20 protein-coding genes are annotated in these 24809 nt (G+C 57.7%); 13 read left to right on the top strand and 7 right to left on the bottom strand.

The features are described 5' to 3' along the window. Positions 1–123 precede the first annotated feature (123 nt). Positions 124–1509 carry a Trk system potassium transporter TrkA gene (gene trkA / locus G8770_RS20520; protein ID WP_167191463.1) on the top strand — a complete coding sequence of 462 codons (1386 nt, stop codon included), beginning with the start codon at positions 124–126 and terminating at the stop codon, positions 1507–1509. 171 nt (positions 1510–1680) lie between these two features. Further along, positions 1681–3129, top strand: coding sequence for a TrkH family potassium uptake protein (locus G8770_RS20515; protein WP_167191461.1), 1449 nt, complete (start codon positions 1681–1683; stop codon positions 3127–3129). 88 nt (positions 3130–3217) lie between these two features. Here the strand turns inward: G8770_RS20515 and G8770_RS20510 are convergent, their stop codons facing one another. Continuing rightward, on the bottom strand, positions 3218–4153 hold the full coding sequence (locus G8770_RS20510) for a lysophospholipid acyltransferase family protein (RefSeq protein ID WP_167191459.1): 936 nt from the start codon (positions 4151–4153) through the stop codon (positions 3218–3220). A gap of 305 nt (positions 4154–4458) precedes the next feature. Here G8770_RS20510 and glyQ point away from each other — a divergent pair, with 305 nt between their 5' ends. From glyQ to G8770_RS20470, 8 genes are all read left to right on the top strand, one after another. Beyond that, positions 4459–5433 (top strand): glycine--tRNA ligase subunit alpha, encoded by a 975-nt coding sequence (glyQ, locus tag G8770_RS20505; protein ID WP_167191457.1) that lies wholly within the window; start codon positions 4459–4461, stop codon positions 5431–5433. Positions 5434–5435: 2 nt separating this feature from the next. Beyond that, positions 5436–7517: a glycine--tRNA ligase subunit beta gene (gene glyS / locus G8770_RS20500; protein WP_167191455.1), complete on the top strand. Its 2082-nt coding sequence runs from the start codon at positions 5436–5438 to the stop codon at positions 7515–7517. Between the two features lie 134 nt (positions 7518–7651). Continuing rightward, on the top strand, positions 7652–8245 hold the full coding sequence (gene gmhB, locus G8770_RS20495) for a D-glycero-beta-D-manno-heptose 1,7-bisphosphate 7-phosphatase (RefSeq protein WP_167191452.1): 594 nt from the start codon (positions 7652–7654) through the stop codon (positions 8243–8245). A 3-nt stretch (positions 8246–8248) separates the two neighbouring features. Then, positions 8249–8974 (top strand): lysophospholipid acyltransferase family protein, encoded by a 726-nt coding sequence (locus tag G8770_RS20490; RefSeq protein ID WP_167191450.1) that lies wholly within the window; start codon positions 8249–8251, stop codon positions 8972–8974. A 384-nt stretch (positions 8975–9358) separates the two neighbouring features. After that, on the top strand, positions 9359–9943 hold the full coding sequence (locus G8770_RS20485; protein WP_167191448.1) for a nicotinamide mononucleotide transporter: 585 nt from the start codon (positions 9359–9361) through the stop codon (positions 9941–9943). An 85-nt stretch (positions 9944–10028) separates the two neighbouring features. Continuing rightward, entirely contained in the window at positions 10029–10421 is a 393-nt protein-coding gene (locus tag G8770_RS20480) for a hypothetical protein (protein WP_167191446.1), read from the top strand. 468 nt (positions 10422–10889) lie between these two features. Continuing rightward, complete coding sequence (locus tag G8770_RS20475) at positions 10890–11237, top strand: YunC family protein (RefSeq protein ID WP_243760604.1); 348 nt, start codon at positions 10890–10892, stop codon at positions 11235–11237. Between the two features lie 245 nt (positions 11238–11482). Beyond that, positions 11483–12115: a cytochrome P460 family protein gene (locus G8770_RS20470; protein ID WP_167191444.1), complete on the top strand. Its 633-nt coding sequence runs from the start codon at positions 11483–11485 to the stop codon at positions 12113–12115. On the opposite strand, the gene G8770_RS20465 is transcribed toward G8770_RS20470, so the two are convergent. The 6 genes from G8770_RS20465 to G8770_RS20440 all read right to left on the bottom strand — a co-directional run bounded on the left by G8770_RS20465 (position 12112) and on the right by G8770_RS20440 (position 18709). Next, a complete protein-coding gene (locus tag G8770_RS20465) occupies positions 12112–12543 on the bottom strand; it encodes an ion channel (protein WP_167191442.1) in 432 nt (143 codons plus the stop codon). The genes G8770_RS20470 and G8770_RS20465 overlap by 4 nt on opposite strands. 41 nt (positions 12544–12584) lie before the next feature. Beyond that, positions 12585–13625, bottom strand: coding sequence for a DUF2955 domain-containing protein (locus tag G8770_RS20460; RefSeq protein WP_167191440.1), 1041 nt, complete (start codon positions 13623–13625; stop codon positions 12585–12587). A 108-nt stretch (positions 13626–13733) separates the two neighbouring features. Further along, a complete protein-coding gene (locus tag G8770_RS20455) occupies positions 13734–14960 on the bottom strand; it encodes an HlyD family secretion protein (protein WP_167191438.1) in 1227 nt (408 codons plus the stop codon). Continuing rightward, on the bottom strand, positions 14957–16477 hold the full coding sequence (locus G8770_RS20450; RefSeq protein WP_167191436.1) for an efflux transporter outer membrane subunit: 1521 nt from the start codon (positions 16475–16477) through the stop codon (positions 14957–14959). The genes G8770_RS20455 and G8770_RS20450 overlap by 4 nt, the downstream gene beginning before the upstream one ends. 86 nt (positions 16478–16563) lie before the next feature. After that, on the bottom strand, positions 16564–17682 hold the full coding sequence (locus G8770_RS20445) for an AI-2E family transporter (protein WP_167191434.1): 1119 nt from the start codon (positions 17680–17682) through the stop codon (positions 16564–16566). A gap of 487 nt (positions 17683–18169) precedes the next feature. Continuing rightward, a complete protein-coding gene (locus G8770_RS20440; RefSeq protein ID WP_167191432.1) occupies positions 18170–18709 on the bottom strand; it encodes a manganese efflux pump MntP in 540 nt (179 codons plus the stop codon). A gap of 223 nt (positions 18710–18932) precedes the next feature. On the opposite strand from G8770_RS20440, the gene gtfA reads away from it, so the two are divergent. The 3 genes from gtfA to ggpS all read left to right on the top strand — a co-directional run bounded on the left by gtfA (position 18933) and on the right by ggpS (position 24497). After that, the gene (gene gtfA / locus G8770_RS20435) at positions 18933–20375 is read left to right on the top strand and encodes a sucrose phosphorylase (RefSeq protein WP_167191430.1); all 1443 of its coding nucleotides are present in this window, start codon (positions 18933–18935) and stop codon (positions 20373–20375) included. Positions 20376–20597: 222 nt separating this feature from the next. Beyond that, positions 20598–21839, top strand: coding sequence for an MFS transporter (locus tag G8770_RS20430; RefSeq protein WP_167191428.1), 1242 nt, complete (start codon positions 20598–20600; stop codon positions 21837–21839). Positions 21840–22220: 381 nt separating this feature from the next. Continuing rightward, positions 22221–24497, top strand: coding sequence for a glucosylglycerol-phosphate synthase (gene ggpS / locus G8770_RS20425; RefSeq protein ID WP_167191426.1), 2277 nt, complete (start codon positions 22221–22223; stop codon positions 24495–24497). The last annotated feature ends 312 nt before the right edge of the window (positions 24498–24809 follow it).

Raw genomic sequence — 24809 nt, 5'->3', positions numbered from 1 at the left:
GTGAGGCGGGCTCGGGTCCGTCAGCCGAGATATGAACACAGTGAGCAGGTTTTAAGAAAATACGCCTGCGTGAAGCAGTCAAACAGCGTCAGCCAAATACTTAACTAAGGTCAGTGTCGGACCATGAAAATCATCATTCTCGGGGCCGGTCAGGTGGGCGGTACCCTCGCTCAAAACCTGGCTAACGAAGCCAATGATATTACGGTGGTGGATACCGACGAAGCTCGCCTGCGCGAACTGCTCGATCGCTTCGACATTGGGGTGGTCACCGGCGAAGCCTCCCACCCCACCGTGTTGATGCAGGCGGGCATCGAAGATGCCGACATGCTGATTGCCGTCACCAACAACGACGAGCTCAACATGATTGCCTGTCAGGTGGCCTACAGCCTGTTCCGCACGCCCACCAAAATTGCCCGTATCCGCGCCAACGCTTACCTCAACAAGCCCGACCTGTTCAGCCCCGATGCCATTCCCATCGACGTATTGATCAGTCCCGAGCGCCTGGTCAGTGATTACATCTTCCGTTTGATTGAACATCCGGGCGCCCTGCAGGTGCTGGACTTTGCCGATGGCAAGGTGCAGCTGGTGGCGGTAAAAGCCTATTACGGCGGCCCGCTGGTGGGTCAGGAACTGAGCTTCCTGCGTCAGCACATGCCGTCCGTCGATACCCGGGTGGCGGCCATCTACCGCCGCGATCGCGCCATCACCCCGGAAGGCTCCACCGTCATCGAAGCCGACGACGAAGTCTTCTTTATCGCCGCCAAATCGGATATCCGCGCGGTCATGAGCGAGTTGCGGCGACTGGAAACCCAGTACAAACGCATCATCATCGCCGGCGGCGGTAACATCGGCTTCCGTCTGGCACGCTCACTGGAATCGCGCTACAGCGTCAAACTGATTGAATATCACCTGGACCGCTGCCGCTATTTGTCCGAGCGACTGCACCGTGCCATCGTTCTGCACGGTAGCGCGTCCGATCAGGAATTGCTGCTGGAAGAAAACATTGAAGACACCGATGTGTTCCTGGCCCTCACCAACGACGACGAAGCCAACATCATGTCGTCCATGCTTGCCAAACGCCTGGGGGCGCGCAAAGTCATGACCCTGATCAACAACCCCGCCTACGTGGACCTGGTGCAGGGGGGGGAAATCGACATTGCCATCTCGCCACAACAAACCACCATTGGCAGCTTGCTGACCCACGTGCGCCGCGGTGACATCGTCAACGTTCACTCACTGCGTCGCGGTGCCGCCGAAGCCATTGAAGTGATTGCCCACGGCGACTCCCGCACCTCAAAGGTAGTGGGCAAGGCCATTGAAGACATCGATCTGCCCACCGGGGCCAGCATCGGTGCGATCTTGCGGGAAACCGACAAGGGCAGCGAAGTGCTCATCGCTCACGACAACATCGTGGTGGAGACCGGCGATCATGTCATCGTGTTCCTGGTGGACAAAAAGCACACCAAGGACATTGAGCAACTGTTTCAGGTTGGCTTCACCTTCTTTTAGGGCACGGCTCTTAAATAAGCTCGAGCGGTTGTCTCGGTGAAATCAATTTTCGGTATTACAGCAATTTACTTTTAAGGCGACTGGGATGTTCAACACGCAGAGTTTGGGAAGTTACATCGGCCGCACGCGCGCCCTCCCGCACGACTGCGCCTGACATCCGGCAGAACATTTATGCATTTCACCGTTATCTCTCGCATTCTCGGCATCCTTCTGATGCTGTTCAGCCTGACGCTGATACCGCCGGTGCTGGTCTCGCTGTGGTTTCACGATCACAATCAAGTGTCGTTTCTGATCGCCTTTATCATCACCTTTGCCGCCGGCATGGTGGCGTGGTTTCCCGTGCACAACGTCAAGCAGGATCTGCGCACCCGCGACGGTTTTCTGGTGACCGCGCTGTTCTGGACCGTCCTGGGGCTGTTTGGATCACTGCCCTTTATGTTCAGCAACGGCCTCAACCTCTCCTTCACCAACGCCGTGTTTGAATCCCTGTCCGGCTTGACCACCACCGGGGCGACGGTGATTACCGGGCTCGACACGCTGCCCAAATCCATTCTCTACTACCGCCAGCAACTGCAGTGGCTGGGCGGCATCGGTATTATTGTGATCGCGGTGGCGATCCTGCCCATGCTCGGCATCGGCGGCATGCAGCTCTACCGCGCCGAAACGCCGGGGCCGGTGAAAGACAGCAAACTCACACCGCGCATCACGGAAACCGCCAAGGCGCTGTTTTTGATTTATTTAAGTCTGACCGTCGTCTGTGCGCTGTCCTACTGGTTTGCCGGCATGAGCCTGTTTGACGCCATCTGCCACGCGTACGCGACAGTGGCCATTGGCGGCTTTTCCACCCATGACGCCAGCATGGGATTTTTCCAGAGCGAGACCATCCACGCCATCTGCGTGTTCTTTATGGTGGTGTCCGGCATTAACTTCGCGCTGCACTTTTACAGCTGGCAGGATCGCCGCATCAGCAATTATTTTCGCGATCCGGAGTTTCAGTTTTACATATCCGCCATCCTCGTTGGCTGCGTTCTTACCATCTTTCTGCTCTACCACTACGATGTGTTTAACTTTACCGACAGCGTCGGCCACGGCATTTTTCAGCTGGTGTCGATCTTAACCACCACCGGCTTTACCACCACCGACTTCAGCGCCTGGCCCAGTATCCTGCCGTTTATGCTGCTCTACTTCGCGTTTATGGGGGGCTGTGCCGGATCGACCGGTGGCGGCATCAAGGTGATTCGAATTCTGTTGATTTTCAAACAGGGCATCCGCGAAATTCACCGCCTGATCCACCCCAGTGCCGTCATCCCCATCAAGGTTGGCAGTACCAGTGTCTCCGACCGAGTGGTGGATGCGGTGTGGGGATTCTTCTCGGTGTATGTGTTTGCCTACTTCATGATGTTTTTGGTGCTGGTCGGTACCGGCCTGGATGTCATCACGGCTTTTTTCGCCGTCGGTGCCTGCATCAACAATCTCGGCCCGGGGTTGGGTGAAGTCGCCACGCATTACGGTGACATGAACGAAACCGCCAAGTGGGTGCTGTGTTTCGCCATGCTGCTGGGGCGACTGGAGGTGTTTACCCTGCTGGTGCTGTTCAGTCCGATGTTCTGGCGGCGCTAGAAACTAGAAACTAGAAACTAGAAACTAGAAACCAGGAAAAGCTTACAAGACAGGCTGTGCGAGATGAGCGGTCTCTCGCACGGAGGGCTCAGGCCTGTTTTTTCTTGTAGCGTTTGGGCATGCCCGCGGGCTGTTTGCGGAAGCGTTTGTACTCCCACTGGTACTGGGCGGGAATCTGGTTCACACACCGCTCGACGGTTTTGTTCAACGCCGCCAGCGCCACCGCCGGGTCGTCGGCATCAATGCCCGCTGCAGCCTCAATGAAGTGAATTTCAAACCCGCCTGGCACCCGTTCGGCGTAACCGGCGAACACCGCACACCCCAAGCGCTGGCGTAAATTGTTGACCAGGGTCATGGTCAGCGCCGGCACACCGTAAAAAGGCGCAAACTCACCACCCGCGGCATCGGGCACCTGATCGGGCAAGATACCGGTAAAGCCACCGGCTTTCAGGGCTTTCAGCAGCGCCAGTACCCCCTTGCGGTTGGTCGGCACCAAATGAGCGCCGGCCTTTTCCCGTCCGTCGCGGATGATCTGCTCCAGCTTGGCGCTGTCGGGCGGCTGATACAGAAAAGTTGCCTTGGGCAAATCCGACACATACAAACCCAGCACTTCCCAGTTCCCCAAGTGTGGTCCCAGCAGGATAACGCCCTTGCCGGCCGCCATCCCCTGCTCCAGTAGCTCGAGGTTGTGAACCTTGAGGACATGACGCTTCAGCCAGGCTTGATCTTTCAGCCAGACCGCACCGGTTTCCAGCAACATCTTGCCGGTTTCCAGCAAACTGGCCCGGGTCAACCGGCGGCGCTCTGCCTCACTCAGGTCGGGGAAACACAGGGTCAGGTTTTCCCGTGTCACCTGATACATTCGGTTGCGGCTGACATAAGCCAGCCAGCCTACCGCCGCGCCGAGACTGCGGCTCACCGGCAACGGTAACCAGGCACTGCCTTTTAACAGGGAAATCCCCAGAAACTCCTTGAAACGGTCACCCGTCGAGCGCTCATCCGGTGAGGTAGTAGAATCCGACATTGATGTGCCTGCAGCCAGTAAAAAAGTAGCGGAAGCTTACCCAATGACTCCGCCGTGAACAATACCGGAGCACTTCGGCCTGGCGTCACAGACACCCGGGGGTGCCGATCCGGGTCCGTTTCAAGCCTCTCGCTCCGCCGACATCTGGTCCACAGCGGCCCATGACCCTCAATCCCCAACCAGGAATCAGCTAAATTGGACGCATTCCTTGGTACAGCCTGCCGCTAAGGCTATAATCTCGCCCCTATTTTTACTCGTTTATCCATTTTCACCGAAATTCACCAAAGCCGGAGGGACAGACAGCCGTGTCTGAGACCAACAAGCCCGATGTCAGTACGTTTCAAGGACTGATTCTCGCACTTCAACAATACTGGGCCCGTCAGGGCTGCGTGGTTCTACAACCTCTCGATATGGAAGTGGGTGCGGGCACCTTCCATCCGGCCACCTTTCTGCGTGCCATTGGCCCGGAAACCTGGAATGCCGCTTATGTGCAGCCCTGCCGCCGTCCCACCGACGGTCGCTACGGTGAAAACCCCAACCGCCTGCAGCACTACTACCAGTACCAGGTGGTGCTGAAGCCCTCCCCCAGCAACATTCAGGATCTGTACCTGGGCTCGTTAACAGAGCTGGGGCTGGACACCCTCATCCACGACATCCGCTTTGTGGAAGACAACTGGGAGTCCCCCACCCTCGGCGCCTGGGGCCTCGGCTGGGAAGTGTGGCTCAACGGTATGGAAGTCACCCAGTTTACCTACTTCCAGCAGGTCGGCGGGCTCGAATGCTATCCCGTCACCGGTGAAATCACCTACGGTCTGGAGCGCATCGCCATGTACCTGCAGGGCGTCGACTCCATTTACGATCTGGTCTGGACCGTCGGCCCGGATGGCAACAAGGTCACCTACGGAGATGTGTTCCTGCAAAACGAAGTGGAAATGTCCCACTACAATTTTGAAGAAGCCGATGTCGACTTCCTGTTCCAGACCTTCGACACCTGCGAACGCGAAAGTCAGCGCCTGATCGACAAGAACCTGCCGCTGCCGGCCTACGAGATGGTCATGAAAGCCTCTCACGCTTTTAACCTGCTGGATGCCCGTCACGCCATTTCCGTGACTGAGCGCCAACGTTACATTCTGCGCGTGCGCACCCTGGCCCGCGCGGTGGCCCAGGCCTACTTTGATGCCCGGCTGAAACTGGGCTTCCCGCTGGCGGAAGACAACCTGAGACAACAAGTGATGCAACTGGCGGCAGAGTCTGCCAGTGAAAAAGGAGGTGTACAGTAATCATGGCTAAGGATTTTCTGGTCGAACTGGGCACCGAAGAACTGCCCCCAACCGCACTGAAAAAATTAATGCTGGCGTTCAGCCAGGGAATTGCCGACGGGCTCAAACAGCAGGACCTGGCCTTTGAGGCGATTGAACCCTATGCGGCTCCCCGCCGTCTGGCGGTCGTGGTGCGCAATCTGGAACAACAGACCCCGCAAAAAGACGTGGTCATCTGGGGACCGCCGGCGAAGATCGCTTTCGATGCCGACGGCAATCCCACCAAAGCCGCCGAGGCGTTTGCCAACAAAAACGGCATTGCGGTCAGCGCGCTAACCAGCGAAAGCGACGGCAAGGTTGAGAAGCTGGTGTTCCGCTCCCAGGCCGGTGGCGAAGCCACCACCGACCTGCTGCCCGCCATTGTCGAGCAATCCCTCAATGCCCTGCCCATTGCCAAGCGCATGCGCTGGGGAGCCAGCCGTGCAGAGTTCGTGCGCCCGGTACACTGGTTGATCATGCTGTTCGGCGATGACGTGGTCGATGCCGAAATGCTCGGTCTGCACGCCGCGCGTGAAACCCGTGGTCACCGCTTCCACTACAACCAGACTCTGCAAGTGGACAACGCCAGCGATTACCTGAAAAAGCTGCCGTCCATCGCCTACGTGATGGTGGATTACGAACAGCGCCAACAACTGATTCGCCAACAGGTCGAAGCCGAAGCCGAGAAGATCAATGGCGTTGCCGTGATCGACCAGGATCTGCTGGACGAAGTCACCGGCCTGGTCGAGTGGCCCGTGGCCCTGACCGGACGCTTTGAGGAACGCTTTCTGGCAGTGCCTTCCGAGGCGCTCATCTACTCCATGAAAGAGCACCAGAAATACTTCCCGGTGGTGGATAAAGACGGACAACTGCTGCCGCACTTTATCACGGTCTCCAACATTGAAAGTAAAGACCCCGCTCAGGTGATCGACGGTAACGAGCGGGTCATCCGTCCGCGTCTGTCCGATGCCGCTTTCTTCTTTGAAACCGACAAAAAAGTTTCCCTGAGCGAATTCCGCCAGCGCCTGAAACCCATCGTGTTCCAGGCCAAACTGGGTTCGATTTTTGACAAGACCGAGCGCATCAAGGGACTGGCTGCCAACATTGCCGCCCAGCTGGGTGCCGACGTCGACAAGGCTGCGCAAGCCGCTGAGCTGTGCAAGTCGGACCTGGTGTCCGATATGGTGGGCGAGTTCGACAAGATGCAAGGTCTGGCCGGCTACTACTACGCGGTGCACGAAGGCCTCGACGACGACGTTGCCAAGGCGCTGAAAGAACACTACCAGCCCAAGTTTGCCGGCGACGCGCTGCCGGAAACCATGACCGGCACCATTGTTGCCCTGGCAGACCGTATCGATACGCTGTGCGGTATTTTCGGCATTGGCCAGAAACCCACCGGCTCCAAAGACCCGTTTGCCCTGCGTCGCGCCAGCCTCGGTGTGCTGCGCCTGCTGGTGGAAAAACAACTGCCGCTGGACCTGAAAGCCCTGTTAAGCGCCGCCGCAGACCAACACGGCAGCAACATTGGCAAGGCCGACGAAACCGTGACCACCGCTTTCGCCTACATGGTGGAACGCTTCCGCGCCTGGTACGAAGAAGATCAGATCGCCGCCGAAGTCTTCCAGGCCGTTCAGGCCAAGCAGTTGTCCGAGCCGCTGGATATCCACAATCGGGTCCTGGCAGTCAACGCCTTCCGCGCCCTGCCGGAAGCCGAAGCACTGGCCGCCGCCAACAAGCGCGTCTCCAACATTCTCGCCAAGTCCAACGTTGAGACCGCCTCTGCGGTGGACGCCGGGCTGCTGCAAGAGCCTGCAGAAAAGGCGCTGGCGGAACTGCTGACGCAGAAATCCGACGAGGTAGCGCCGCTGTTTGCCGCCAACGACTACACCGCTACGCTGGCGGCTCTGGCCAGCCTGCGTGCGCCGGTGGATGACTTCTTCGACAACGTCATGGTGATGGCCGACGACGAGGCGCTGCGCAACAACCGTATCGCCCTGTTGAACCAGTTGCGTCAGTTGTTCCTGCAGGTTGCCGACGTGTCTCTGTTGGCGCCAAGCAAAAACTAAACCGCTAAACCGCCGTCATTGCGAGCGTAGCGCGGCAATCTCTTGCGAAGGGTTCAGGACCACGGAGATTGCCGCGTGGCCTTAAGCCCCTTACGACCATCGCAATAACAGGGATCAAAGTGAGCCAACACCCTATGCCCAAAACCAAACTGGTGATTCTCGACCGCGACGGCGTCATTAACCGTGACTCCGACGCGTTTGTGAAATCCGTGGATGAATTTATCCTCATTGATGGCAGCGCCGAAGCCATCGCGCACCTGCATCACCACGGTTTTACCGTGGTGATTGCCACCAACCAGTCCGGCATTGCCCGCGGTTACTTCAGCACCGACGACCTGGAAGCCATGCACAATAAACTGCGTGCGGCTGTGGCAAGCGCCGGCGGCGAGATCAGCGCGGTTTTTTATTGCCCCCACGGCCCCGATGATGGCTGCACTTGTCGCAAGCCCCTGCCGGGTCTGATTGAGCAAATCGAAAAAGAGTTTGAAACCAGCGCCGCCGGTGTCCCCGTGGTCGGTGACAGCCTGCGCGACCTGCAAGCCGGCACCGCCAAAGGCTGTGATCCGATTCTGGTTAAAACCGGTAAAGGGGAAAAAACCCTCAGGCAGCTAGCCGAGGCCAGCAGCCCGAACACTCAGCCTGCCGACGAGAAACTGGCCTTAGACAATTTGCCAGTGTTTGATAATCTACAGCAAGCCGCTTTCTACATCACTGAACATTACGGATAATTTATGCAGGTTGCCCGCGCCATTGCCTTTTATGCTTTTATGTCTATTACTGCAATCGTCTTTGGCGTTATCGGTATCGTCATGCCCCTGACGCCCTACCGATTCCGCAGCCGCTTTTTTATCTCTTTCAATCGGGTCATGCTGTGGGCCCTGAAACACATCTGCGGAGTGACCTGCCGGGTGCGAGGCATGGAGAACCTGCCCCAGGGGCAACCGTTTGTCATCATGGCCAAACACCAGTCCACCTGGGAAGCCATTTTCTTCCAGTGGTTTTTTCACCCCACCTCAATCATCCTCAAAAAAGAGCTGCTGAAAATTCCGTTCTTCGGCTGGGGCCTGGCCCAATGTCGCCCCATCGCCATCGACCGCAGCAACCCCAAAGAAGCTCTCAAGAAGGTGAAAACCTACGGCCAGAAACGCCTGGATGAAGGTAACAACGTGCTGGTCTTTCCCGAAGGTACCCGCACCCCGGTGGGCAAAGCCGGCAACTACGCCCGCAGCGGTGCCGACATTGCGATTAACGCCAGCGCCCCGTTGATACCGGTTGCCCACAACGCCGGCGTCTACTGGCCGATGAAAAAATGGCTGAAAAATCCGGGCACCATTGAAGTTGTCATCGGTGCTGCCATTGCCACCGAAGGGCGAACCAGCAAGGTGGTGACTGCCGAAGCAAAGGACTGGATTGAGGCGGAAGTTGCGAAGATGGCGCAGCAAAGCCCAGTCCACTAAAGCACCTTTATCCCCACCGCTGGCCTTACCGCTGACCTTATAGTCCCGCTCTCAACTTCTTTCCCGGGCCTGCCTGTTGCCCGGCATTACAGCGTTACCGTAAATGCCGGCAGGCCCCCGCCAGAAAACAACACGGATGCCGGGCGCTTCCCAAACTCAACCCAAATCAGCAGCCCCGTGGCATCAGGGGGTTTGTACAATAAGCAGTTCTGTAAACACCAGTTCACCAACCTCGTACAGCTCACCAGCGTCGTCGTCCCGCCACAATCCGACCCGGTCAAAACCCGGCGCCGCAAAAGCCGATGCTCAGTGAAAAGCTGACGAGAGCCGCTGGAAACAGGTATAGTGCAAAATCAAAGCAGGACAAATTGATGTGTGGTACATATGGATCTGATGTTGCAAATCTGGGGTGGCTCTTTTTATCTGATCAACAAGATACTGTTTTCCCTGTCCGAGTCTCAGCCCGAACCCACCAAAAAAACCTTCAGACTTTCCGCCTGGACCATCTACATTCTTGGCGTGCCCGCCTGGGTGATTGTGCTGGTGGGCCACCAGAACTGGATCGCAGCCTCGATCGAAGCGGGCGGAATTCCCGCCATGCTGCTGGGCCTGTATAACACCTACCACGACCATAAAAAGCCCCACAAACTGTTCAACAAGCTGGTCACGTTGTGTACGTACTCTTCGCTGGCCTTCGGTCTGGCCTACAGCGTCAATCTGCACGGCGGCATCACCTCGGTGTCTCAACTGTTGGAAATCGGAGTCATGCTGGGCTTTTTACTGGGCAGTTTTTACATGGCCAAGAACCATCGCAGCGGCTGGGTCTTTTTCATGCTGATGAACCTCAGCATGGCCACGTTGATGTTGTTACAGGACAAACCGATTTTGATGGCGCAGCAACTCCTGTCGCTTTGCTTTGTGGTCTATGGCTTTAAGCAGTCTCAGGCATTACAGCCCCAGAACAGTTAACCGTTACCCATCACCGGCAAGCACCTTGCCGGCCCAAACCAATGCCGTTAAATCAGCATAACACCCAACCACTGGAGTTTTTTACATGAAAAAAAGTTTACTGCCACTGATGTTAGTCTGTACCTTCTCCACCGCCGCGCTGGCTGAAAAGCCCGAGTGGGCCGGAAAAGACAAGGCTAGCGAATCCCCTCAGGCAGAACACATGCAGGCGATGGAGCATAAAGAAGCTCACGGCAAAAACGAAAAACCCAACAAGTCCGAGAAATCTGAAAAACCTGAAAAATCTGAAAAAGCCAAAAAAACCGAGAAATCCAAAAAACCCGAAGACAACGACGCTGCCAAACACATGAAAGGGAGCGACAAACAAGCGCAGGCTAAAGCCGAACAATCGCGCAATGAGCTGGGTAAAGGGTCTGAACAAGGACAACAGGCTCGGGAAGAACACAGCAAGAAATGGTGGAAATTCTGGGGCGAATAAACCCGTTACTGTCGCCAGCGTTGCGCCCATCAGGCTCTGTGAGCCGGGTGGCCGCTTTGACCCCCTGAGGCAACTGGAGCGGCATCATTTCCAATGGCGGTTGCCACTGATAACGCCCCCACACCATGTGCGTTAAACAACTGACCGTTGAACTCACAAGGAAGCGCACGACAAGTGACCACAAGACCAAGGATGTGCCCTTTTCTGATATCCCAATGCGCAGGTAGCTGAGCCTGGCTACTCGCACCGGGAACCTGACTCTGGATATCTAAACATAGATATCTGAACCCAGATACCTGAGCGACAGTGCATCAGCCCGGCTGGTGATTGTGTCGCGGGTACCCCCCAGCGCCGGTTACTGGCGATCGCGACTGTCCCGTCGACAGTACACGCGCTGTACAGCGGCATAGATTTTGCTCTGGATTGACCCGTTCGCTCAACACCCTAACCCACCCCTCCGGAGTCGTCATGAAGTATTGTCTGTTGATCCTTTTCGCCCACTGTTTAATCTCACCGGCCATGGCCAACCCGACCCGCACTGAACTGCCTGATATGGACTGGAACAACCTCACCCGCGAGCGGGTGGAGCTCAAGCTGCCGCTGTTGGTGATCAAGGGCAGCAAAGGTCTGCTGGCCTGCGCCTATCTCGATATCGAGACCTGCAATAAAACCGGTGAGGCCTGTGCCATTGTCAGCGGCGTCAAAAGCCACGATGACATGCTAAAAGCTCAGGTTAAAGCTGTCTCTGACAACGCCAAAGCCTTGGGTATTGAGGTGGGTATGAACGGCATCGATGCCGTCAACAAACTGCGATAACCAATCACCCTCGTCACGAACCAGTCCTTCGCGGGTTCACTCACGGCACCATGAACCCGCGCTTAAGCGCGGCCCCTTGTCACCAGACTTGATCTTTCCAACCCCAACGACCAAAACTCTGCCCCAAACCAAAGTGCACAAGCAAAGCGTTGCATATTAAATTAAATTGCTTACAATTTAATTTTTTACAACCTAAAATACCGTCTCTTCTCAAGCCTTTACGACCGACAAGGAGCTCCACGCCCATGATGAAAGTGATCAACACCCGTCCCTCATTCCCAGACTCGCAAGTAAACCTCACCTTGTGGGCTAAATCCGCACTGCTGTTCATCATCACTGGACTCTGCGTCATCAGTGCCAACGCAGAGTCCACGTCCCCTCAGCCCCTCAAGGTCGAGGCCAGCGATTTCCGCTGTATCCTGGACATGAACCCCGTGCGGGGGTTTTACGTGGACAACCTGATTGAAGGCAAACTGGAAGATACTCTGGCCATCGCCAGGGCCGAACAGGGGGAATACCCCCCAGGCTCGGTGGTGCAACTGGTGCCGACCGAAGTGATGGTCAAACACCCCAAAGGCTTCAATGCCGCCACCAAAGACTGGGAGTTTTTTGAGCTGAACGTCGCCAGCGATGGCAGCGAGATACACAAGCGCGGGTTTGTGGATGTGGTGAACCGCTTCGGCGGCAACTGCTTCGCCTGTCACGTGAAAGCCAAACCCGAATTCGACATGATCTGTGAAACCGGCCACGGCTGTGACCCAATCCCACTCACCGCAGCGATGCTGCAACTGCTGCAAAAAACCGATGCTCGCTGTGGTGGCCGCTATACCCCAACGCCGGAAGAAGTGGAGTTGTTAAAAAAATTAAGCGCTCGCTAGTCAGCCCTCGGCGGGAGGTGATCGTTCATCACCTCCGCAAAGGCGCGGGTCAGTGCCGCGGTGGACACGCCGATCATCATTGCCCCGTTGAGGGCCTCCAGCGGGCCCAGTAACTTGTTTTCATCCGACATGACAATATCACCGTAACCCAATGTCGCGAAATTCACCGCCGAGTGATACACCGCCACCGACAACTGCTGAAACTCCCCCAACCAGAGAAACAACATCGCCCAGGCAAACACCTGAGCGACATTGCCCACAATCAGGATGAACATCAACCCTACCGTCACCCGCATACCGGCCAGAAACGCCGAATGCAATCGCGACTGGCGACTGGCGTAAAACCGCAGTGCCTGCACCACCAACACGCCCTGTAACAGCAGGCAGACCGCCATCATTGACAGCCCTATCACGATATTTATCAACATCTCCACGTCTCCGTTATTTGTCTGCGGTATTTGCGGTTGCCTTACTCGCCGGCAAGCCGACGCCGGGAGCGACGCTTGCGCCACTGCTCCAGCGCCCACATCGCCAGCCCGGCATAGAGCGCGGCCAGCAGGAACAGCGCCATTCGCACGGCAAAAGCCTGGTAAACGTCCTTGCCGTTGGCGCTGTCCTGAACCGCTGCCCCCAACAAAATGATCGCCGTGGTTAAGGTACCCACCCAGAACGAGGGTCCAAAACGGCTGCGCAGGACACCGTAAACCCAGCTGGACAACAACAGACTCAGCAGCAGCATCCAGCCCCAGAAGAACCACAACAGCGGCGCCAGACTCAGGCAGATCCACACCCCAATGGCACAAACCCCGCCCAGGAAAGTAGAGCCGAGCATTTCCCGGTTGGCGTGACGCAGCCCCACCTCGGAGGACTCGCGCCCGAGCAGAATGCTTTTCAACGCCAGTGGTAAATAGGTAGCCGGATTCGTCAGCATCAACAAAAACGCCGGCAGCACAATCAAAGTCGCCCGCAGCGAGAGCCAATCGGAGTCCGCCAAGGTGGGTGGGACCGGCATCGGAACTGCGGTCTCATCTTCCGGAAACAAGGGATAGATTAACCACTGGCAGACCACCGCAATCACCACCCCCACCACCAGCGCCATAATCAGGGCGCTGGCCAGGGCCTGACTGACGCTGCTGGCGGCCGGAATCAGGGTAAAGCCAAAGGCCAGCAACACCGAGCTGGCCTCCTTGCCATCGGCAATCGCCATGCGGTTACTGACGAACAGCCCGGCAAAAATAATCAACAGCGCTGACAGCGGTGCAAATTGCAGCAGTGGCCCCAACAAGATGCCGACGCCCAAGCTGAGGCTCACCGCCACCACCAGAACCAATAGCTGTTTGGGGCCTGGCGGCGGTGCCGGAGTGGCCGTCAAGATCACCGCCAACAGGGGGGCCAGAAAAGGCAACCCCAACCCCATGCCGTAGGCCAGAGCAAGAGCCAGGCTGGCCACCAGCGCCAGTCGAAAACTGCGCCGTGCTGCCAACGGCAGGCGGGTCGTGTGGGTGATCATGGCAGCCCCTGTTCTCTGAATCCGGCTCCGCCAGCGTCTTTGCCTCTCAGCCGCTGGGCTAATCTCTAACCTAAGCTCTAACCTAAATTCTGACCTCTAACCCTGGCCTCAAAAGGCATACGACAGGTAACTTAACAGCCGAATATAACATTGACCCAACAGCCTGAGCAGTCCGTGCCCCTCGCTGTAGGCAATCACGGTGGCCTGCGCCCCAATCCGCAACTGGCGCAACACTTGCGGCGGCAAAGGGCCGTTAAACTCCACTTGCACCGGGAAGCGCTGGGCCTGCCGCAACCAGTCGCGATTGTTCTGCACGCTGGGCAAGCCACCGGGAGGGGGCGGATTGCCGGCACTGATGCCTACCCCAATGTTGCGTATGCGGCCCTGCAGCACTTCCCCCGGCAGTGCATCGAGCAGGATTTCCACCGGGGTTCCCGGCTGCAAGTGCCCCAGGTTGTTCTCGGTAAATTCTGCGTTGATCCACAGATCCTGCACCGCCACCAGGGTCATCACCGGGGTCCCCGTTCCGGCAAACTGCCCCACATCCGCACGCATGTCGGTAATCACACCATCGGTCTGGGCCACCACCGTGGTGTTGTCGAGATTGAGCTGCGCCATGTCGACGCCCGTTTGTGCGGTGTTCAACAGGGTATTGTCGGCGTCGTTCGCGCCCCCTTTTTGTTCAACGGCCCGCTGGATATCCGCTTGCGCCGCCGCGACATTGGCCCGCGCCTGTTCCAGGCTGGCCCGGGAGAGCTCCAGCCGGCGCTGGGAAATGGTGCCGGGGTCGTTTTCGCGCAATCGCTTAAGGCGGGTGTAATCCTGTTGTGCCTTGAGCAGTCCCGCCTCTGCGGCTCGCAGCTTGGCCTGCGACATTTTGACCGCCGCCTCACCCGCTTCGACCTGTTTGCGAGTATTGCGCAGATCCGATTCGGCCTTCTCCAGGGCAAGGGCATACTGACTCTGATCAATGGAAAACAGCCGCTGCCCGGCCTGCACCGACTCGTTATTGGTGACCCAAACGTCGGTTAATACCCCCGCCACCTTCGGTGCCACACCGATCACATACCCCTGCACCCGAGCCTGGGAGGTATAGGGCGTGAAACGGTCAGCCGTCAAATACCAGATCAGGGTCACCAGGATCAGAACCAATAGGCCCAAGCCACCTCGTTTAACCGCTTTCTCGGCCGCAACAGACTCCGCATCGTCAGCCCCGGGCGCGGCCTTCACCGCGTTGTCGTGGACCTCCTGAGAGAGCCGCTGATCGGCCGCCGAGGCCGGGTTCGCAGCTCGGTCGGTCGGCGGCCCCCCGGCTGTGTGTGAGTGCTCGCTCATGGTGTAGCTCCTGATGCTGCTGAGGGTGACGACGGCTGGGGCACGGCAGGCGTAGCGAGCGGCTCATCCAATAAGTCACCCCAATCGGTGCGCTCGTGCATGTTGTGTTTCACTGCTGCCGGGATCACCGTCTCCAGCGTCGCCGCCTGCCAGCCGCCGCCCAGAGCCTGGTAGAGACCAATGATGGCGGCCACATGATCGCCGCGATTGACGATGGCACGATCGGCCTGGGCAAAGCTCCTGGCCTGGGCATCCAACACCCGCTGGAAATCGGAATAGCCTTCGCGATAGCGCCGGCTGGCGATCTCCAGAGAACGCTCAGCCGCGGTCAGTGACTGATCCAGAATCGTTTGGCTGGCGCCGGTCTGGGCAATGCGACTGGCCGCATCGTCGATTTCCCGGGCCGCATTCAGCACACTGCTGCGATACCCTTCCAGCACCTGTTCCAGACGCGCATCCTGCACGCGCACCGCATTTTTCAGGCGGCCATAATTGAAGATGTTCCAGCTCATGGTCGGACCCAGGGCGGTGGTGGTGACATTATCGGTCAGCTCCAGACTGTTGCCCGACCAGCCAAACGTTCCGAACAGGGAGATCGACGGATACAACTCCGCTTTCGCCACACCGATTTGGGCCGACTGGGCTGCCGCCGTCCAGGCGGCGGTGCGCACATCCGGACGCCGCAACAACAGCGTCGCCGGTATCTGCTGCAAGCTCAACGGCGTCAATTCCGGCAAGCGACTGTCGACCCCCTCCAGCTCCGGCAGATCATCGGGTGCTCGCCCCAGCAAGGCACTCAGCGCATTGCGCTGTTGTTGCAAACCCAACTGTAAGGCGGGAATGGTGGCCTGAGTGGCCAGGTATTGGGATTTGGCCTGCTGCAGATCGAGCTCGGAACCCTGCCCCTGTTGAAACAACTGCTCGGTAATCTGGTAACTGCGCTGTTGCAGTGCGACGTTGTTCTGAGCGATCTCAATGCGTTGCAGAGTCGTTTTGTAACCGTAATAAAGACGCGCCACCTGAGCGGCCAGCAGCACCTGTACATCGTGCTGGTTGGTGATTGAGGCAAAGTAGGCGGCATCGGCCGATTCGATGCTGCGGAGGAAACGGCCCCAAAAATCCAGTTCCCAACCCAGATCAAAGGAGGCATTGCCGGTGTTGAACTCCCGGTCCAGACCACTGCCGTGCTGTTCATAAACATAAGCGCCGGTGGCGTTGAGCTGCTGCAACTGGGGGTATTTCAACCCGGTCGCCACACCCAGTAGCGCCCGACTCTCAAGAAGGCGCAAGCCGGCAATGCGCAGCCCCGGGTTTTCCCGGCGGGCTTTGTTCACCAGGTCCGTCAATACCCCATCATCAAAGCGCTGCCACCATTGGCTCAGGTCAGCGGCCTGAGGATCAACGCCGGCTTCACCATAAAGACTCGGTTGCCAGTCGGCCAGCCAGTTGATCTGCGGCTCGTGGTAATCGGGCCCCAAGGGCGCACAAGCGGCCAAACCCAGCGAGCACAGGACCACAGCGCTGCGGCTTGTCCTTGCCGCGGCACAGAGGCAAAAAGCCCTTGCCGATGTGAACCATAGAGCGGATAAGCACTGCACACGAATCACTCGACCGAGGGACTCTCACCCATGACCGTATCCGGGCCGGTATCCACCCAGGCCATGAAGATCTGGTAGCTCACCGCGAGAATCACCGCCCCGACAAACAAGCCAATCAAACCGCTGGTCATCATGCCGCCCAGGGCCCCCAGCAGCACCACCGGCATGGGTGCGGCCACGCCTCGCCCGAGCAATATGGGTTTGAGGATGTTATCGGCCAGGCCGGCGAGGATCAGGTACACCGTGAGCAGCACATTGGTCAGCGCGGAGCCATCACCGGCCATCCACAACCAGGCCACCACCGGGATCACAAACAGCGCCGCAGGCAGCTGCATGATCCCCAGTACCAGCACCCCCAGCGCCAACAGACCCGCCGCCGGAATGCCCGCCAACAGAAAACCGATACCCAGTAACACCGCCTGAATAAACGCAACCCCGATCACCCCCGTCGCCACCGAGCGCACCGTCGCCACCGTCAGCGTATGCATCTCGGGGCCCACTGTCGGACCACAGACACGGGTAAAGATGCGGCGGGTGCTCGCCGCCCCGGGATGGGCATAAGCCAACATAACGCCCGCGACAATAAACGCGGCGAGAAAGCCCAGCAAGGTGGTCACGACACCGCCCAGCGCCGCCGCCGTCCGCCGCGACGCGTCCCGCAATTGTTGTTGGTGTTCAGCAATAAAGGCCGTGAGATTGTTGGAGGCCGCCTCCCAGGTGGCGTGGATCTGCTCACCCACCAGCGGCCATTGGGCCACGTTCGGTCCCGGGCCACGAATGGTTAAGCTACCGTCTTCCAGTGACTGGTAAGCACTGAGCATATGATCCACAAGCGAAATACCCAGCAGCACTGTGGGCACCCCCACCAACAGCACCACCACCAATACCAGTAGCGTCGCTGCGCGCCCCTGGTGCCCGCCCAGTTTGGCCGCGAGTTTCGTGTTCAGGGGATACAGGGCGATGGCCAAAATCAACGCCCACACCATCAACCCCAGGAATGGCGAGAAAACGCGCAGGGCCAGATAAACCATGATGGCGATCAGCCCCAAACGGATCGCCGTATCGAGCACCGGGGTCGGGATCTGCTTGGGGTGGGAGGTCTTCGCGGGCTTCAGGTCATCCATCGTGGCCAATCCTTAGGTTGCATTCATTACTGATGTCGCCGGCACAGGCGCCGCTCGGAACACCCGGGCAAGGAACAGTGAAACGCTGCTCAAGATGTAATCTATGCCATTCAGTGTAGACGCAATTTGGAAAATTTTTCCAAGGCCGGGCCTCTGGCCCGCAGCCACCCCGGCCGCAAGCGGTTGCTACGGAATCGCAGTGACATAAATCCGGAACTGAAACGCCGGTGCGCGGTGGCTGGACACAACTTGCGAATGAGGGGGGACGTGAGACATCGGCTGGACGGGGGGGTGGTTTCGGCGATCGATGGGGTTGAAGGGGGTGTTTTTGACATCGGAGGTCGGGCAGCAAACACCCCAGACAACAACCGTTGCCGGCACTGCAGCGCCGGCAACGGTTGTTTCTAAACGTGGGGCTCTAACAACAGTAGCCTGTAAAAAAGCACCGCGGCAACCACACCGGGCCGGCTACCTGCGCACCAGCAGATCAGGTCAGAAGAATTTTCAGCCCGATGAGAATCAACACCACCCCGCCGAACAACTCCGCTTTGCTTTCCAGCCAGGTGCCGCTTCTGGCCCCTACATACACACCCGCGAAACTGAACAGAAAGGTCGTCACTGCAATGATCAGACACGCCAGCAAGGGCGCCACATCCATCAGGGTCAGGGCAAAGCCAGCGGCCATGGCATCGACACTGGTGGCAAACGCCAGGATCAACATTACATGGTGCGTCACCTGGGTGATGTCCTCTTCGACCCCCTCGGTGAAGGATTCATAAATCATCTTGCCACCAATGAACAACAGCAACGCAAAGGCAATCCAGGGCGCGTACTGCTCCACCCAGCCCAACACCCCTTTACCACCCAGATAGCCCAGCAGTGGCATCACGCCCTGCGCAATCCCGAAGTAAACCCCCGCCAGCCACGCCATGGAGAGCGGCGTTTCTTTTTTCTTGGACCCCAGGCCAATAGACACCGCAAACGCATCCATACTCAGGGCCACCGCCAGTAACAATACTTCGATCATCGAGATTTCTTCTTAAACATGAGTTTCCAAAACAGGGCAGCCGGAAAGCCAAATGACTTCCCCCGTCACCGAACCCTGAGCCAATAAAAAGGCGCCCATTCTACCGTATTTTCGTTCCAATACCTGCCCGTCATCACCCCAAACCGTGTCCGGCTGTATGCGCCGGACTACTTCACTGGCACAGACCTTGCTGCCTCCTGTCGTAACAACCACTGGAGGAATGATGCCTTTACGCAACGCCGTCCAACTCATCTGTTACCCCAACCGCATGGGCAGTCACCTGAAAGATCTGCATCAGGTGCTCAACCAACACTTTTCCGACGCCATCGGGGGAGTGCACATCCTGCCCTTTTTTCCCTCCAACGCTGACGGAGGCTTTTCCCCGTTATCGCACCGTGAAGTGGAGCCAACGTTCGGCAGCTGGGCCGATATTGAGGCGATCGCCGCCGATTTTGATTTGGTGTGTGATGTCACCATCAATCACATCTCCGATCAATCCGTGGAATTCCAGGACTACATCGACAAACGCGACCGGTCGGAGTACGCCGACCTGTTTGTGGACGTGGACAAGCTGGGCGACATCTCCCACGACGACCTGAGCAAAATCCACATCCGCAAGGAGAAAGAACCCTTCCGCGACGTCACTTTTGGTGATGGCTCCAGCGGCCGCGTCTGGTGTACCTTCACCGAAAACCAGATTGATCTCAATTTCGAAAACGAGATTACCTACCAGTTTATGGCGGAAAACATGCAGTTTCTCGCCGAAAAAGGGGTAAAGTTGTTTCGCTTGGACGCGTTTGGCTACACCACCAAACGCATCGGCACCAGCTGCTTTCTGGTCGAGCCCGAGGTGTATCGACTGTTGGACTGGGCCAACGAGGTCGCCCAAATGCACGGTGCCGAAATCCTGCCCGAGGTGCACGACCACCCCAGTTATCAGTACGCCATCGGGCGGCGCAACATGCACCCCTACGGTTTTGCCCTGCCACCGCTGCTGCTGTACTCGCTGCTGGACGCCAACAGCGTCTACCTGAAAAACTGGTTGCGCATGTGCCCGCGCAACATGGTCACCGTGCTCGATACCCACGACGGCATCTGTATTCCGGACGTGGAATCCATTCTGCCGGAAGAACAGGTCACGATCCTGATCGACAACATCAACACCCGCAGTGCCGATCCCATCCTGCGCCGCTCGGCGGCCAACGTGCACAGTGTTGGTGCCATCTATCAGCTGACGTGCACCTTTTACGATGCGCTGATGCGCAACGACGACGCCTACATTGCCGCCCGCGCCATTCAGTTTTTTACCCCCGGTATTCCGCAGGTTTACTACGTCGGCTTACTGGCTGGCTGTAACGATTATGAGTTAATGGACAGCACCGGCGAGTTCCGGGACATCAACCGCCACTTTTATTCCCGTGACGAAATTGACCAGGCCGTGGCGCAACCGGTGGTACATCGACTGCTGGCACTGATGCGCTTTCGCAGCCACTACCCGGCCTTTGACGGTCACTTTGAACTCAATTATTCCAGCCAGTGCAGCGTGTCCATGGCGTGGCGTCACGGCGAGTACTACTGCCATGTATTTGTGGATCTGAATTTCAAAACCGCCACCATTGACTATCTGGATGTGGATGAAAAGGTCACCAAATCCTTTCAGTGTTAAACCTGCGCACCACTCTCAACCGCAGCCCTGACGTCGACGGGTTATTGCCCGCCGGCCTTGGCCTCACGAAAACATGTGAGCTCACTCACCACACCGGGCTCATGCGGGCACTGACCCGACAGGAACTCAAGCTGCGTTAAGCGCACCAAACGGGTTAACCACAGAGCCTCGCTGTGATCGCGGACACGGCTCAAAACTCTCGATGTAACAGGAGTCTGAATCATGTTGACCCTCGTTGTCCCCATTGCCGCCTTGCTGACCGGCATCTCGCTGCTGCTGTTGGGCAGCGGCTTACTGAACACGCTGCTGGCGATTCGCGGTGGCCTGGAAGGCTACACCGACAGTGCCATGGGCATGATCATGTCCGGGTATTTTCTCGGCTTTTTTGTCGGCACCTTTCTCGCGCTGCCCCTGATTCAGCGCGTCGGACACATTCGCACCTTTGCCTGCTGTGCCGCTCTGGCCTCCAGCTCGGTGCTGCTGCACGCCCTGTTTGTCAGCCCCTTGAGCTGGCTGCTGTTGCGCGTGATGACCGGCACGGTGCTGGTGATTCTCTACACCGTGACGGAAAGCTGGCTCAACGCCCAGACCAGTGGTCCGCAGCGCGGCCGGGTCTTTGCCCTCTACATGGCCGTCAATCTGGGGGCTCTGGCCATTGCCCAGCAGCTGTTGCGCCTCGGTTCGGCCGAGGGGTTTCTGCTGTTTGCCCTGGCCGCGATTCTGATCAGCGTGAGCCTGGTGCCCATCACGCTGACGCGGATGCAGCAACCGCACGTTTCCATCGTGCCGCGCTTAAAAGTCACCGCCATCTTTCGCATTTCCCCGGTCGCCGTCGCCGGGGCGCTGCTGTCCGGCCTCGCCATGGGCGGGTTTTGGGGGCTGGGAGCGATTTATGCCAGCCGTATCGGTTTGGACAGTCATGGGGTCGCCACCTTTATGTCCTGCGCGATCCTGGGTGGCGCCCTCTTCCAGTTTCCACTGGGACGCTACTCGGATACCCACGACCGGCGCAAAGTCCTCGCCGTCGTCACCGGCCTGGCGGCGCTGGTGGCCTGCGGCCTGTGGGCAACCTCTTACGTGGGCGACTGGGTATTGATGGCCGCCGCCCTCTACGGCGGCTTTGCATTTGCCGTGTATCCGGTGTCAGTGGCGATGTTAATGGACGACCTGGAGCCCGACAATATTCTCTCGGGTGCCAGTTGCCTGCTGTTTCTGCACGGTCTTGGGGCGGCCATCGGCCCCGCTGTCGCAGGACAATTCATGTCCTGGAGCAGCCACCAGGCCCTAACGGCCTACTTTGTGGTCGTGCAGCTGGCACTGTGTCTTTTCGCGGTACAAAACTTGCAACGCAGTAAGGCAGCGCCTTCCGAACATCCGATACAATTTGTGCCCATGGTGCGAACCACACCCACGGTGCTGGAAATGCTGCCGGAAGATGAGGAAGACGCGGCTGCTCAGGTTTAATCAAGTGTCCCTGCTATTAGGGGGTTGCGGTATTAACAGCGAAAGGTTGCGTGCGCTGAGAACAAGGCCGCAACGCGCTCGGACGGTGTACCACCCGATTCCCGGCGGCATTGATACTTGCTTAAGTCTGACGCCCACGGTTGAAACGAGCCTTAAAAAAGGCTGTCGCTGATGGTCCAGAGACCATTTCTAATCGCGAGGTTTCGCGACCATAGCACGCGCATGCGGCTAGCTTTTTTAAGGCATACACACTGCCTTGATTGTCGAGGCTCCCATTATCGAGGGTCTTATCGCCAGGATATTTAAACTCCGGCGTGTCAACGTCGGAACTGCCAATAACCCCTCCCCGGGAGCGGCGACAATCACGAACAGGAGATTGTCATGCTCTTAGCCACCGATTTGGACGGAACTTTTCTGGCCGGTACAGCCGAACAACGGCTGCAGCTTTACCAGTTGATCAGTGCCCACCCAAAGATCACCCTGGCTTTTGTCACCGGCCGCGGACTCGAGTCCGTGTTGCCGCTACTGTCTGATCCTACCATTCCCCAGCCCGACTACATCATTTGCGATGTCGGTTGCACCATTGTCGAAGGCCACAACCAGCAACCCATTCAGCCAGTACAGGCACAGATTGATGCCCTCTGGCCCGGCACCCAGGTCATCGAGAGTGCGCTGGCCCACAAGCAGGGTCTGCAACGCCAGGACGTTCCCCAGGAACGCCGCTGCTCGTATTTCTGCGACGAGGGCGCCATTGACGATGAAGTTGTGTCCATTGTCGAGGACCTCGGCTGTGACCTGCTGTATTCCGCCGAGCGCTACCTGGACGTACTGCCACCCGGCATCAACAAGGGCAAAACCTTACGCGAACTGGTCACTCACCTCGGCTGGCATCCCGAACAGGTGATGGTGGCTGGCGATACCCTTAACGATCTCTCCATGTATGAGCATGGCTTCATCGGTGTCTGTGTCGGTGACTCGGAACCGGCCTTGTTGCAGGCCACTGAACACCGCACTCGGGTATTACACGCCCAAGAACCCGGCTGCGGCGGTATTCTCGAAGCCTTCCAGCATTTTGGCTTTCTCGGTCCCGCCGGACTGCAGGCAGAGATTCAGGACACCCTGCCCCCGGGCAAAGCGGATCTGGTGATCGTCTACCACCGCCTGCCCTACGAAGAAGTGTTTGAGGATGGCGAATTAAGGCGTCGCCGTCCCTCTTCCCCCAACGGCATTATCCCCACCCTGCTGGGTTTTTTTGCCGATGGTCGTCGCGGCTCGTGGGTTGCCTGGTCGACCCACGATGACAATCACGGAGAGTTCGAAACCCACACCGAAGTGGACGCCAGTAACTACCCCAATCTGCGCGCCGCGCGGGTGCGCCTGACCAAAGATGATGTCGACATTTTTTACAAACAGTTTTCCAAAGAGGCCTTCTGGCCCACGCTGCATACCTTTTGGGAGCGCGCGACCTTCCGCGAAGAGCACTGGGAAGTGTTTCTCGAAGTGAACAAGGCCTTTGCCGAGCGCACCGCCGCCGAGGCCGCTGAAAACGCCGTGGTGTGGATTCACGATTACAACTTATGGATGGTGCCCGCCTACCTGCGTGAAATCCGCCCGGACGTTACCATCGCTTTCTTCCACCACACCTACTTTCCCTCCGCCGATGTGTTCAATGTCTTGCCCTGGAGAAAAGACATTATCGGCAGCCTGCTGCAGTGCGACTACGTCGGTTTCCACATCCCGCGCCAGTCAGAAAACTTTGTCGATGTGGTACGCGGTGTAACGCCGTTTACGGTGAAAGAAAAAGTCAGCTGTGCGCCGCGCTTTCTCACCTATGGCTGTGCGGTCGGTCTGGAAGAAATGACCAAAACAATCGAAGTCAACGGTCGCAACATCAGCCTCGGCGCTCACCCGGTAGGCTTAAGCCTCGACCGCATCAAGAACGCGCTGGCGATGCCTTCAATTCAAACTCGTATGGCGCAATTGCGAGCAGAATTTGAGGGTACCAAAGTCATTTTGTCGGTGGAGCGACTCGACTTTACCAAAGGCATTCTGGAAAAACTCCAGGCCTATGAACGCCTGCTCAAGTCCCACCCCGAGTTGATTGGCAAGATCACGTTAATGACCGTGTGTGTGCCCGCCGCCAAGGAAATGTCGATCTACGACGAACTGCAAACTCAAATTGAGCAAGCGGTCGGGCGCATCAACGGCAGCTTTGCCAAAGTGGGCTGGACTCCCATTCAGTTTTTCTTCCGCAGTTTTCCATTTGAAGAACTGGTGGCCTACTACGCCATGGCCGATGTTATGTGGATTACCCCGTTGCGTGACGGTCTCAATCTGGTGGCCAAAGAATACATCGCCACCCAGGGGTTAACCGCAGGCCGTGGTGTTCTGGTGCTGTCGGAATTTGCCGGAGCTGCGGCAGAATTAAGAGGTGTCGTTTTGGCCAACCCCCACGACCCGGTAGAGCTGGCAGACACCTGTTATTTCGCCCTGACGATGCACGCCAAAGATGCCAAAGCCCGACTCAAGGAAGCCTTCGAAGTGGTCGAGTACTACGACATCAACTATTGGGGGCAGGAATTTATGTCGTCGGTGGCCGAGACCAAAAAGGGCAATGTAATTGATATCAAAGAGGACCCTAAAAAGGCCGTTGCCTGATTTGGCATCATCTATCACACTGAAAAAAAACCTGGGCCGTGAGAACACTCACCGTCCAGGTTTTTTCAGTGTGTTCGTTGTGTTTATTCTCTCCTCTGAAAAATACATGTCTCGCGGCTAACCCGGATGTTTCACCAATACCCAGCTCCGTCGCAATCAAGGCCGCGCCAGCGGCCAGTTTGAGCTTCAAACCCTGATTCAGTTTACTATTTGAACGATTTCCTTTTTCAGGGCACAACTCCCCCTTACCCCCAGTATTTGTCAGCATGCCGGGGCAGCACTCTTTGAGGAGTTATGAGGTGTTCAGACGAG

The organism is Pseudomaricurvus hydrocarbonicus, assembly GCF_011602365.1.
Classification (GTDB): domain Bacteria; phylum Pseudomonadota; class Gammaproteobacteria; order Pseudomonadales; family Cellvibrionaceae; genus Pseudomaricurvus; species Pseudomaricurvus hydrocarbonicus.
This window is presented reverse-complemented; position numbering and strand designations above follow the sequence as displayed.